Raw genomic sequence first — 12,494 nt, forward strand, 5'->3', positions numbered from 1 at the left:
CGCCGACCAGCTGGTCGGCGGGGGCTCCGTCGCGTGCGGGCGGGCCCGCGGGCTGCCGCTGCGTCAGTCGTTGGAGCGCAGGACGTACAGCAGGCGCAGGATCTCGATGTACAGCCACACCAGCGAGGCGATGAGGCCGTGGGCCAGCAGCCACGAGTACTTCTGCGGCATGCCGGAGGCCACGCTGCGCTGCACGGTCTCGAAGTCGATGGCCAGGGAGTAGGCCGCCAGGGCGACACCCACCAGGGCCACGATCCAGCCGAGGCCGGTGGAGTAGATGCTGGCCCCGGCGAAGAAGGCGAACCCGAGGTTGACCAGCTGGAACACGAGGTAGCCCAGGGCGATGAGGCCGAAGATGCGCATGGCACGGCTGCTCACCTTGACCAGGCCGACCTTCCACCCCAGCAGCATGGCGGCGAAGGTGCCCACGGTGGCCACCACGGCGGTGGCCACGATGCCGTCCTGGAGGGACTCGTAGGTGGCGCTCACCGCACCGATGAAGGCGCCCTGCAACACCGCGTGCAGGAGGATCAGCGGCACGTTGACCGTCTTCATGAACCCGATGACGAAGCTCAGCAGCAGCGATCCGAACATGCCGGCCAGCCAGACCACCATGGCCAGCTGGGTCTGCGCCCCGACGACAACCCACGTGCCCGCGGCCGCCGCGAGCACGATGCCGAAGAGCACGGCGGTCTTCACGAACACGTCGTCGAGGCTGACCCGGCCGGTGCGGCCCTGGTCGACGGCCGGCGCGGCGTAGGCCTGCTCCATGCCGGCGTACTGCTGCCCGTAGGGTGCTTGGGCGTACTGCTGCTGGCCGTACGTGGCCTGCCCGTACTGCGGGGCCGCGTCGAAGTCGGCGTACTGGCCGTACCGGGGCTGCCCGGAACGGCTCTCCTTCTCCACGCGGTTCATGGTGGGGTTGAAAGCCATGGGTGTGTCTCCTTCGGGGACGTCGGGTCGCCGCCGGGGCGGTCGGCGTCCGTCGCTGGGGTCAACGCCGGGCGGGCCGGGGGGATTCCGTGCCCTCGACGGGACTCGAACCCGCACCGTGAGCCATTTTAAGTGGCCTGCCTCTGCCAGTTGGGCCACGAGGGCGGACTCAGGATAGGTGCCGCGCCGCCAGGTCCAGGGCGGTGCCGTCCAGGATGTCGGACTCGCTGACCGTCACGGTGGTGATGCCGGCGACCTGCTCCACGCGCTGGACGACGCGCTGCCACACCAGCGCCCCGGCGCCGATGACGTCCACGCGCCCCGGGTGCAGGTAGGGCAGCTCGCCCCGCTGCGCACGACTCCGCGCCGTGAGGTCCCGGGCGGCCGCACGCACCTGATCGACCGGCAGGGTGACCCCGTCGATGGCGGCGCGGTCGTACTCCGGCAGTCCCAGGGCGTGCGCCGTGGTGGTGGTGATGGTCCCGGCCACGCCCACCAGCGTGGTGACGGCCGAGAGGTCCACCACCTCGGCGGCCAGGTCGATGCCGGCGTCCACATCCTCCAGCGCCGCGGCCACCTCCTGCGGCGTGGGCGGGTCGGAGTGCAGGTGGCGCTCGGTGAGGCGCACGCTGCCCATGTCCACCGAGCGCGCGGCCTGCACGGCGTCGTCACCGAGGACGAACTCCGTGGAGCCTCCCCCGAGGTCCACCACGAGGAAGGGCCCCGGCACCCCACGGGCGCGCAGCGGCCCGGTGGCCCCGAGGAAGCTCAGGCGTGCCTCCTCGTCGCCGGAGATGACCTCCGGGGCGGTGGTGAACCCGTGCTCGGCGAACACCGCGGCGATGGCGGCGGTGAACTCGGCGGCGTTCTCTGCGTCGCGGCTGGCCGAGGTGGCCACGAAGCGCACCTGCTCCACGGCGTGCTCGGCGCAGAGGGCGGCGTAGTCCGCGGCGGCGGCCACGGTGCGCTCCATCGCGTCCGGGGCGATGCGCCCGGTGGCGTCCACGCCCTGTCCCAGGCGCACGATGCGGTTCTCCCGGTGGGGCTGCTCGCCGGCCACCACCACGCCGTCGCGCAGGTGGGCCTCGAGCACGAGCAGGCGGATGGAGTTGGTGCCGCAGTCGACGGCGGCGACGCGCCTGCCCCGCCCGGGCTGCGCGGCGCTCACCGCTCGCCCCGGGCCGCGATGGCGTCCGCGCAGCACCCGGTGTGCCACCACGGGTCGAGCGCCTCCAGGGCCTCGTCGCCGAGCGGGTTCACGCCGGGCCCGGCGGCCAGGGAGTGGGCCACGAGCACGTGCAGGCACTTCACGCGCGTGGGCATGCCGCCGGCGCTCACGTGGTCGATCTCCTCCACCACGCCCAGTGCCCGGCGGGCGGCCAGGTAGTGCTCGTGGGCGGCCTCGTAGGCCGTCGCCAGCTCGGGGTCGTCGGCCAGGCGCTGCGTCATCTCGGCCATGAGACCGGTGGTCTCCAGCGTGGAGATCGCACCCGTCAGGCGTGGGCACGTGGCGTAGAAGGTCGTCGGGAAGGGCGTGCCGTCGGGCAGGCGCGGCTCGGTCTGCACCACCGTGGGGCAGCCGCAGGGGCACCGGTGGGCCACGGACACCACACCGCGCGGCAGACGGCCCAGCTGGCCCTCCACCGTGCGCAGGTCGTCCTCGGTGGGCTCGCTCGGCCCGGGGAAGGTCAACTGGTCGATCACTGTGCTCCTTCGGCTGCCGGCTTCTCCTCGCCGCCCTGCAGGTCGGAGGCCGGGATGTCTGCGGGGTCGAAGCCGTCCTCGGTGATGAGGCTCGGCACCCCGTCGGGCACCGGCTGCTCCACCTCACGGACGGGGTCGCTGGGGGCCGGGGAGCCCGGCTCGGGGGCCGGTTCCTCGGCAGGCTGGGGCTCCACGGAGACACCCTGGGCGGACTGCTCCACCGAGCCCCACACCTGCTCGTACCAGGCGGCCCTGCCACCGGACCCGGCGTCGTGCCCGGCCTGGGCCACCTCGCCGTCGGTGAGCACGTGGTAGCGCTTCTCGCCGGGCTCGGCGTAGTCCAGGCGGGTGCGGGCCAGCTGGCGCAGGTGCTCGTCGTCGCGCAACTCGTCACGCTGGGCCATCAGTTCGCGCGTGCGGTCCTTCTCCTGCACCGACTCCTGCAGCGTCTGCCGGATCTCCGCGCGCTGCGTCCACCACCCGGCGAAGGGCGGCACCGCGATCCACGCGGCCAGCAGCACCGTCACGAGCAGCGCCACGCCGCGCCACGGGGTGGCTCCCATCAGGGCCACCTGGGCACCGCGGCGCGCGGAGCCGGGAGCTCGTCGCGGGGTGCGCGGGTGTCCGGGGGCCATCCCCCTATTCTGCCGCACCGGGCACACCTCGCGCCGGTCCCCCACCCGCTCCCCGACGACGACCGGCCGCCCGGACCCGAGGGTCCGAGCGGCCGGTGCGGTGACGCGGGTGTCAGCCCTTGAAGCGCGGGAAGGCCGACGCACCGGCGTACACGCCGGCGTCGTCGAGCTCCTCCTCGATGCGGAGCAGCTCGTTGTACTTGGCCACACGCTCGGAGCGGGCCGGGGCACCGGTCTTGATCTGGCCGCAGTTGGTGGCCACCGCCAGGTGGGCGATGGTGACGTCCTCGGTCTCGCCCGAACGGTGCGACATCATCGAGGCGTAGCCGTTGCGGGCCGCCAGGGAGACCGCGTCCAGGGTCTCGGTGAGCGAACCGATCTGGTTGACCTTGACCAGCAGGGCGTTGCCGGCCTGCTCGTCGATGCCGCGCTGCAGGCGGGTGGGATTGGTGACGAACAGGTCGTCGCCCACCAGCTGGACCTTGTCGCCCAGGGCGGCGGTGATGGCCTTCCAGCCCTCCCAGTCCTCCTCGTCCAGCGGATCCTCGATGGAGACCAGCGGGTAGGCGTCCACGAGCTCGGAGTAGTACTCCACCATCTGCTCGGCGGTGCGCTGCTCGCCCTCGAAGGTGTACGAGCCCTTCTCGGCGAACTCGCTGGCGGCCACGTCCAGGGCCAGGGCGATGTCCTTGCCCAGGGTGTAGCCGGCCTTCTCCACGGCTTCGGCGATGAGGTCCAGGGCGGCGCGATTGGACTCCAGGTTCGGCGCGAAGCCACCCTCGTCGCCCAGCCCGGTGGACAGGCCCTTCTCCTTCAGCACGGCCTTCAGCGCGTGGTAGACCTCGGTGCCCCAGCGCAGCGCCTCGCGGAAGGTCGGCGCACCGATCGGGGCGATCATGAACTCCTGGATGTCCACGTTGGAGTCCGCGTGGGAGCCACCGTTGAGGATGTTCATCATCGGCACCGGCAGCACGTGGGCGTTCGGGCCGCCCACGTAGCGGAAGATCGGCAGGTCGGCGGACATGGCGGCGGCGTTGGCCACGGCCAGGGAGACGCCGAGGATGGCGTTGGCCCCCAGCTCGCCCTTGTTGTCGGTGCCGTCCAGGGCCAGCATGTCGGCGTCGATGAGGCGCTGGTCCGAGGCTTCCTCGCCCACCAGGCGGGGGGCGATCTCGTCGATCACGGCCTCCACGGCCTGCTCCACGCCCTTGCCCAGGTAACGGCCGGAGTCGCCGTCACGACGCTCCACGGCCTCGAACTGCCCGGTGGAGGCGCCCGACGGGACGGCCGCACGGGAGACGGTGCCGTCCTCCAGCATCACCTCGACCTCGACGGTCGGGTTGCCGCGGGAGTCGAGGATCTCGCGGGCGTGGATTCCTTCGATGAGTGCCAAGGTGTGCTCCTCGTGGGTGCTCAGGACGGGGTGCGCCGCGCGCGGGGTGCGTGCGGTCCGGGGGTGAGCCTACTGGTGCCGCGCGGCCTTCTCGCGGGCCTTCGCCGCCTGGTAGATCGGCACCACCTCCTCGGCGGTGGCCACGTTGGGCACCTCCGGGTCGAACACGTGGGGGTGGCGGCGCACCACCTTGGCCTCCAGCGTGGCCACCACGTCGTCGATGGTGAACTGCCCTGCCGCGCTGGCCAGCTGGGAGTGGACCACCACCTGCCACAGCAGGTCGCCCAGCTCCTCGCAGAGGTGCTGGGGGTCGCCCTCGTCGATGGCCTCGCGGACCTCGGCGGCCTCCTCGGTGGCATAGGGGGCGAGGGACGCGTGGGTCTGGGCACGGGACCACGCGCACCCGTCCGGTGCGTGCAGCCGCGCCATGAGCTCCACCACCCGCGCCAGCGAGGCGCCGGGTGCCGCCGTCGCACCGTCGCCGCGCTGTTCGCCGCTCATGCCTGCCCCTGCGCGATGTCGTCGAGCAGCACCGCCCGCAGCAGCTGCCCGGCCCACTCCAGCACCTCGGCGTCACGCAGCGGCTGGCCGCCCACCTTGGCGGTCTTCGGCGTGGGCACCAGGAGCACGCCCAGGGCGGGCTTCACCACGGTGCCGGGATACATGCGCAGCAGGCGCAGCTCCTGGCTCTCGCGCAGCTCCACCGGCGCGAAGCGCACCTTGGACCCCATCGCGGAGATCTCGGCCACCCCGGCACGCCGCGCCAGGGTGCGCAGGCGCGCCACCGCGAAGAGGGCCTCCACCGGCTGCGGCGGGGTGCCGTAGCGGTCGGTGACCTCGGCCACGATGTCGTCGAGCTCCGCGTCGTCGCGCACTGCGGCCAGCTTCTTGTAGACCTCCAGGCGCAGGCGCTCCCCCGGCACGTAGTCGTGCGGCAGGTGGGCGTCCACCGGCAGCTCCACCTTGATCTCCGTGGGCTCGCCGTCGCCCTCGTCGCCCTCCTTGGCGCGGGCCACGGCCTCGCCCACCATCCGGACGTACAGGTCGAAGCCCACCCCGGCGATGTGCCCGGACTGCTCGCCGCCCAGCAGGTTGCCGGCGCCGCGGATCTCGAGGTCCTTCATCGCCACCTGCATACCGGCCCCCAGGTCGGTGTGGCTGGCGATGGTGCGCAGGCGGTCGTGCGCGGTCTCGGTGAGCGGCTTCTCCGGCGGGTAGAGGAAGTAGGCGTACGCGCGCTCCCGGCCACGCCCCACGCGGCCGCGCAACTGGTGCAGCTGCGAGAGGCCGAAGGTGTCCGCCCGGTCGAGGATGAGCGTGTTCGCGTTGGCGATGTCCAGGCCGGTCTCCACGATGGTGGTGGAGACGAGCACGTCGAACTTGCGCTCCCAGAAGTCGGTGACCACCTGCTCCAGCCGGTGCTCCCCCATCTGGCCGTGGGCCACCTCCACCCGCGCCTCGGGCACGAGCTCGCGCAGCCGGGCGGCCACCTTGTCGATGGTGGCCACCTTGTTGTGCACGAAGAAGACCTGCCCCTCGCGCAGCAGCTCGCGGTGGATGGCCGCGGCGATCTGCTTCTCCTCGTAGGCGCCCACGTAGGTGAGCACGGGGTGGCGCTCCTCCGGCGGAGTGGCCAGCGTGGACATCTCGCGGATGCCGGTGACCGCCATCTCCAGGGTGCGCGGGATGGGCGTGGCCGACATGGCCAGCACGTCCACCGCGGTGCGCAGCGTCTTGAGCTGCTCCTTGTGCTCCACGCCGAAGCGCTGCTCCTCGTCGATGATGACCAGGCCCAGGTCCTTGAAGCGCACCGAGGGGCTGAGCAGTCGGTGGGTCCCGATGACGAGGTCAACCGACCCGTCCTTGAGCCCCTCGAGGGTCTGCTCCACCTCGGAGTCCGGGGTGAAGCGCGAGAGGGCCCGCACGGTGACGGGGAACTGCTGGTAGCGCTCGCTGAAGGTCTGCAGGTGCTGCTGCACCAGCAGGGTGGTGGGCACGAGCACGGCCACCTGCTTGGAGTCCTGGATGGCCTTGAACGCGGCGCGCACCGCGATCTCGGTCTTGCCGTAGCCCACGTCGCCGCACAGCAGGCGGTCCATGGGCACCGACTTCTCCATGTCGGCCTTCACCTCGTCGATGGTGGAGAGCTGGTCGGGCGTCTCCACGTAGGCGAAGGCGTCCTCGAGCTCCCGCTGCCAGGGCGAGTCCGGGGCGAAGGCGTGCCCCTGAGTGGCCATGCGCGCCGAGTAGAGCTGGATGAGCTCGTTGGCGATCTCCTTGACGTGCTTGCGCGCCCGGGACTTGGTCTTGGACCAGTCCGAGCCGCCGAGCTTGTTGAGCGTGGGTGCCTCGCCGCCGACGTAGCGGGTGATCTGGTCGAGCTGGTCGGTGGGCACGAAGAGCCGGTCGGCCGGCTGACCACGCTTGGAGGAGGCGTACTCCACCACGAGGTACTCCCGGGTGGCCCCACCCACCTGGCGCTGCACCATCTCCACGAAGCGTCCCACGCCGTGCTGCTCGTGCACGATGAAGTCACCCGGGTTGAGCTGCAGCGGGTCCACCATCTTCCGGCGGCGCGAGGGCATACGGCGCATGTCCTTGGTGGAGCCCTTGACGGCCTGCCCGGTGAGGTCCTGCTCGGAGACCACGACGAGCCCCTGGCCCACCGAGGGCAGGCTGACGCCCGGCCCCCACGAGGCGGTGCAGATCTCGGCCACGCCCGCGGGTCCCTCGGGCCCGGGGGCCACCACGAGGCGGGCACCCACCTCGGCCTCGCCGAGCACCTCGGCGAGGCGCTTGGCCAGGCCCGGCCCGTCGGTGAGCAGCACCACGCGCCGCCCCGCGGCCAGCGCCGCGCGCACGTCCGTCACGGCGCGGTCCGGCTCACCGCGGTAGCTCGGCACCTCCTCGGCGTCCAGGCGCAGGTGGGTGGCGTCGTCGTCGAGCGTGTCCAGGTCCGGGGCGAACGGCGAGAGCGCCCACCACCCGGTGGTCTCCAGCGCATGCTCGCGGATCTGGGCGAGCTCCCGGTAGGCGCCCTCCCCCAGTGCTGCGGCCAGGTCCACCGGCACCTGCCCGCCGGCCGCCGCCGAGGACCACCCGGCGGTGAGGAACTCCTGCGAGGTGGTCACGAGGTCGGCCGCGCGGCGGCGGATGCGCTCGGGGTCGCTCACGAGCAGCCGCGACCCGGCGGGCAGCACGTCGAGCAGGGTCTCCATGCCGTCCACGAGCACCGGGGTGAGCGACTCCATGCCCTCGGTGGCCACGCCGGCGGCCACCGCCTCGAGCATGTCGGCCACGCCCGGCAGCTCCGGGACCAGGCGTGCGGCGCGCTCGCGCACCTCGGGGGTGAGCAGCAGCTCGCGGCACGGCGGGGCCCACAGCCCGCCGGGCGCGACCTCCAGCGAGCGCTGGTCGGCCACCCGGAACCAGCGCACCTCCTCCACCTCGTCGCCCCAGAACTCCAGGCGCAGCGGGTGGTCCTCGGTGGGCGGGAAGACGTCGAGGATGCCGCCGCGCACGGCGAACTCACCGCGCTTCTCCACCAGGTCGGTGCGGGTGTAGGCGGCCGCCACGAGGGCCTGGGCCACCTCCTCGAGGCCGCGCTCCTGACCGGCCTGCACCGAGACCGGCTCCAGGTCGCCCAGGCCGGTGGGGATCGGCTGCAGCAGCGAGCGCACCGCCGCGATGACCACGCGGACCGGGCCGTCGTGGTCGTCGCGGCCCGGGTGGGCCAGCCTCCGCAGCACCGCCAGGCGCTGGCCGACGGTGTCGCTGCGCGGGCTGAGCCGCTCGTGCGGCAGGGTCTCCCAGCTCGGGAAGACCACCACCGACGAGGGCGGCAGCACCGAGCGCAGACTGGCCGCGAGGTCCTCGGACTCGCGGCCGGTGGCGGTCACGAGCAGCACCACGCCCCCGTCGGCCTCCATCTCACGGGCCAGCGCCGCGGCCACCCACGGCCGCACCCCGGGCACGGCCGTGAGGTCCACCTCGGCGTCCCCGCGGCGGTGGATCTCCAGCATCCGCGCCAAGCAGGGCGAGGCGGCCACCTGTGCCAGCAACCCGCCCAGGGGCGGTGCGGCGTCCTGGTCGGCGGGGGTGGTGGCGGGGGCGGGCTGAGGCGTCACGGCATCGGGCACACGCCAAGGGTAGGTGCCACCACCGACACCCCGTCGGCCCCGGGTCCGGACCCCTGTGGACCGGCGGCGTGCGATGTTGCGTCCACGCCGTGGCTCGGTGAGGATCGACCCCGTGGCCCACCGACAGCGCTCCTCGTCCGTCCGCACGCCCCACGCCCGCCGAGGCGGTGGGCGTCTCGCCGGGGGGATCCTGGCCGTCAGCCTGGCCGGCTCGGCCGTTGTGCCGGCCCTCGCGCCCGCCTCGGCCGTGGCCACCCCGCACGGCGCCCGGCCCGCGACGACGGTGGTGACGGGAACGCGCGCCCTCCCGGCCACCCAGCCGATGGACCTGCCCGACCAGCTCGTCGACGACGCAGGCGTGCTGAAGGACGAGAAGGGACTCCAGCGGGAGCTCCAGCAGTTGCGCTCCGAGCACGGCCTCCAGCTCTTCGTGGTCTACGTGGAGGAGTTCACCGACTCCTCCGGCCAGGCCGTCGACGGGGAGACCTGGGCCAAGCAGACCTTCGACGCCTCCGGGCTCGGCTCCAAGGACGCGATCCTGGCAGTGGCCACCGACCAGCGCCGCTACGGCATGTACGGCGGGACGGGCACCGTGAGCCAGGCCGAGGGTTCGACCATCGAGACCGAGTACGTGGAGCCCGCCCTGGGCAAGGACGACTGGGACGGCGCCGTCGAGGGTGCCGTGCGCGGCTTCGAGGACGCGGCCACCGGCGACCTCGCCGGCGGCGGCGGGGACTCGGGCGCCGGCGGTGGCACCGGCTTCCCGGTCTGGCTCCTGGCGGCCCCTTTCCTGGTGGGTGGTGTCGTCATGCTCACGCGGATGGGGCGGCGCGGCCGCCGCGCACCGCAGCCCTCCACGGCGCCCGCCGACGCCCAGGGCACCGGCGAGACCACCGAGCAGGTCGCGCACCGCGTGTCCGAGCGCCTCGTGCAGGTGGACGACGCCGTGCGCTCGGCCGACGAGGAGGTGCGGTACTCCCGCGCCCAGTTCGGCGCGCAGGCCACGCAGGAGTTCGAGGACGCGGTGCAGGCCGCGCGGAGTCGAGCCTCCGAGGCCTTCGCGCTCAAGCAGCAGGTGGACGAGGCCCTGCGCTCCGGTGCCACCGAGGAGTCCCAGCGCGGCACCCTGGAGCGCATCGACGACCTGGCCGGTGAGGCACTGGCCACCCTGCACGCCCAGGGTGAGAAGTTCGAGCAGCTGCGCGACCTGGAGGCCCGGGCCCCGGAGGTGCTGCAGGGCATCCCCGCCCGGGCCGACGAGCTCGAGGGCCGGCTGCCCGGCGCCCGCGAGCAGCTGCGCGCCCTGCAGGTGAGCTACGACCCGCGCACCCTGGGCACCGTCGCGGGCAACATCGAGCAGGCCGAGCGCCTCATCGCCTCGGCGCGCCAGGCGGCCACCAACGGGCAGAAGGCCCTCACCGGCAGCGACCGTCGCACCGCGGTGACGGCCGCCCGCACCGGTGAGGACGCCCTCGGCCAGGCCGCCGACCTGCTCGACCAGGTGGACGGCGCCCGGCAGACCCTGGAGAACTCGCAGCACGAGCTCGCCCGCGCCATCGGGTCGATCTCGCAGGACATCGCCGATGCCGAGCGGCTGCGCCCGGGTGACGCCGCCTTGGCCCCGCTGGTGGACCGCGCCCGTCGCGCGATCGCCCAGGCCGAGGGGAGCCACTCCGGGGGCGACCCGCTGGCGGCCCTGGCCGAGCTCACCGCCGCGGAGGAGGCCATCGACGCCGCCCTCGAACCGGCCCGGACCGCCGACGACCACCGCCAGCGGGTCGCCGGGACGGTGGGCCAGCGCCTGACCCGACTCCGCGCCGCCCATGCGAGCGTCGACGAGTTCATCCGCACCCGTCGCGGGGCCGTGGGTGGTCGGGCCCGCACCGAGATCTCCGAGGCCGGGCGCCTGCTCGACGCCGCCGAGGCCCAGCTGGGCTCCGACCCGCAGGGTGCGGGCGGCCTGCTCGACCAGGCCGAGCGCCTCATCGAGTCCGCGCGGACCGCCGCCGAGGACGACCTGCAGCAGGGGCCCTTCGGGGGTGGCCCCGGTGGCCCCTTCGGTGGGGGCTACGGCGGTCGCCGCGGCGGCTACGGGGGCATCGACGTGGGCTCCCTGGTGCTGGGCGGCATCCTCTCCGGCGGGTTCGGCGGCGGAGGGTACGGAGGGGGCTTCGGCGGCGGCCACTCCTCAGGCGGCGGGGGCGGCTTCGGCGGCATCGGGGACAGCTCCGGCGGTGGCTTCGGCGGCGGCGGCCGCTTCTGAGTCCCCTCCCCACCGACCCCTGCGGCTGTGCTGGCGCCCGCAGGCCCTGTAGGACAGACTGACGACCGAGCGAACGGACGCCGCGCCCCGCGGCAGGAGAGGAACACCTCATGGTTCAGAAGCAGACGATCATCGGCCGCATCAGCACGCTGGCGCGCGCGAACATCAACGCGATCCTCGACCGCGCCGAGGACCCCGAGAAGATGCTCGACCAGATGGTGCGGGACTACACCAACGCCATCGCCGACGCGGAGGAGGCCGTGGCGCAGACCATCGCCGGCCTGCGCATGGCCGAGCAGGACCTCGAGCAGGACCAGAAGGTGGCTGCCGACTGGGGCCGCAAGGCCGCCGCCGCCTCCACCGAGGCCGACCGCCTGCGCGCCGCCGGCCAGACCGCCGAGGCGGACAAGTTCGACAACCTGGCCAAGGCCGCCATCGAGAAGCAGATCGGCTTCGAGGGCGACGTGAGCACCGCCGAGCCGATGATCACCCAGCAGCGCCAGACGGTCGAGACCCTCAAGCAGGGCCTGGTCGAGATGCGCTCCAAGCTGGACGAGCTGAAGTCCCGCCGCGACGCCCTCGTGGCCCGCGCCCGGACCGCCGAGGCGCAGCAGCAGGTGTCCGACGCGATGGGCTCGATCTCCATCCTCGACCCGTCCTCCGAGCTGGGGCGCTTCGACGAGAAGGTGCGCCGCCAGGAGGCGCTGGTGCAGGGCCGTCAGGAGGCCCAGTCCGCGACGCTGGAGGGCCAGTTCGAGCAGCTCGAGGACTCCACCAAGTCCGCCGAGGTGGAGGCCCGCCTCGCCGCGCTGAAGAACCAGCAGGGCTGACCCCCTCGACGACGAAGGAGGCCCCCACCGCACCGCGGTGGGGGCCTCCTCATGGCTGGGCGCCCGGGTGCAGCAGGTCAGTCCGTCATCGTCGACGCGTGGAAGGTCACGCCCTGGTTGGCCTCGCGCAGCACCTCGTCCACCGTCTTTCCCTGGGGGCTCGCTGCAGCCAGTCGCTCCGTGGCCCGGTCGCGCAGCTGGCCCTTCCCCTCCTCCCCGTAGAAGGCCACCGGGTAGTAGACCCAGCCGAACTCCGGGTGGACCCACTCGTCCGACATCGCCGTCCCCAGAACGAGCACTCCCCGTGCACCCTCCTGCAACCGGGGCCCGGGACCGCTGTGGCTCTGGTTCGCTGTGTTCGCCACCTGGGCGACCACCAACGACCTGGGCGTGGCATCGGCCCCGGGGGCCTCGTCGACACGCACCTCCCACAGGTCGTACTCCAGCGCCGGTGAGTCCTCCTGCACAGGATCGAGACGGTCCGTGGTCCTGATCTGCCGCAGCACCGTCGCCCGGATCGCCCCAGCACTCGTGGATCGAGTACTGGCGTCCTCCAGGTCCCGGTAGCTGGCTCTTCGGAGTTGAGCGTGGGTGCTT

The 12,494-nt window shown here is 73.2% G+C and carries 10 protein-coding genes and 1 tRNA gene; 2 read left to right on the forward strand and 9 right to left on the reverse strand.

What is annotated here, in order from left to right; genetic code table 11:
• Nucleotides 1–63: 63 nt before the first annotated feature.
• From HMPREF3099_RS08765 to mfd, 8 genes are all read right to left on the reverse strand, one after another.
• Nucleotides 64–933 carry a Bax inhibitor-1/YccA family protein gene (locus tag HMPREF3099_RS08765; RefSeq protein ID WP_070705614.1) on the reverse strand — a complete coding sequence of 290 codons (870 nt, stop codon included), beginning with the start codon at nt 931–933 and terminating at the stop codon, nt 64–66.
• 90 nt (nt 934–1,023) lie between these two features.
• Nucleotides 1,024–1,098 (reverse strand) — tRNA-Leu (locus HMPREF3099_RS08770).
• A 4-nt stretch (nt 1,099–1,102) separates the two neighbouring features.
• Nucleotides 1,103–2,101: a Ppx/GppA phosphatase family protein gene (locus HMPREF3099_RS08775; protein ID WP_070705615.1), complete on the reverse strand. Its 999-nt coding sequence runs from the start codon at nt 2,099–2,101 to the stop codon at nt 1,103–1,105.
• Nucleotides 2,098–2,637 carry a DUF501 domain-containing protein gene (locus HMPREF3099_RS08780; RefSeq protein WP_070705616.1) on the reverse strand — a complete coding sequence of 180 codons (540 nt, stop codon included), beginning with the start codon at nt 2,635–2,637 and terminating at the stop codon, nt 2,098–2,100. Before HMPREF3099_RS08780 ends, HMPREF3099_RS08775 begins: the two co-directional genes overlap by 4 nt.
• Nucleotides 2,634–3,200 (reverse strand): FtsB family cell division protein, encoded by a 567-nt coding sequence (locus tag HMPREF3099_RS08785; RefSeq protein WP_070705617.1) that lies wholly within the window; start codon nt 3,198–3,200, stop codon nt 2,634–2,636. The genes HMPREF3099_RS08780 and HMPREF3099_RS08785 overlap by 4 nt, the downstream gene beginning before the upstream one ends.
• A gap of 184 nt (nt 3,201–3,384) precedes the next feature.
• The gene (eno, locus tag HMPREF3099_RS08790; RefSeq protein ID WP_070705618.1) at nt 3,385–4,665 is read right to left on the reverse strand and encodes a phosphopyruvate hydratase; all 1,281 of its coding nucleotides are present in this window, start codon (nt 4,663–4,665) and stop codon (nt 3,385–3,387) included.
• 69 nt (nt 4,666–4,734) lie between these two features.
• Nucleotides 4,735–5,166, reverse strand: a complete 432-nt coding sequence (locus tag HMPREF3099_RS08795) for a MazG nucleotide pyrophosphohydrolase domain-containing protein (protein ID WP_070705619.1) — start codon at nt 5,164–5,166, stop codon at nt 4,735–4,737.
• Entirely contained in the window at nt 5,163–8,687 is a 3,525-nt protein-coding gene (gene mfd / locus HMPREF3099_RS08800) for a transcription-repair coupling factor (RefSeq protein WP_070705620.1), read from the reverse strand. Before mfd ends, HMPREF3099_RS08795 begins: the two co-directional genes overlap by 4 nt.
• A gap of 229 nt (nt 8,688–8,916) precedes the next feature.
• On the opposite strand from mfd, the gene HMPREF3099_RS08805 reads away from it, so the two are divergent.
• Complete coding sequence (locus HMPREF3099_RS08805) at nt 8,917–11,067, forward strand: TPM domain-containing protein (RefSeq protein ID WP_168168494.1); 2,151 nt, start codon at nt 8,917–8,919, stop codon at nt 11,065–11,067.
• A 110-nt stretch (nt 11,068–11,177) separates the two neighbouring features.
• Nucleotides 11,178–11,897: a PspA/IM30 family protein gene (locus HMPREF3099_RS08810; protein WP_070705621.1), complete on the forward strand. Its 720-nt coding sequence runs from the start codon at nt 11,178–11,180 to the stop codon at nt 11,895–11,897.
• A 77-nt stretch (nt 11,898–11,974) separates the two neighbouring features.
• Here HMPREF3099_RS08810 and HMPREF3099_RS12995 read toward each other — a convergent pair.
• Nucleotides 11,975–12,494: hypothetical protein (locus HMPREF3099_RS12995; protein ID WP_168168495.1), on the reverse strand; the 520-nt coding region annotated here is incomplete at its 5' end.

The sequence above is a fragment of the Kytococcus sp. HMSC28H12 genome (assembly GCF_001816045.1).
Lineage (GTDB): Bacteria > Actinomycetota > Actinomycetes > Actinomycetales > Dermatophilaceae > Kytococcus > Kytococcus schroeteri.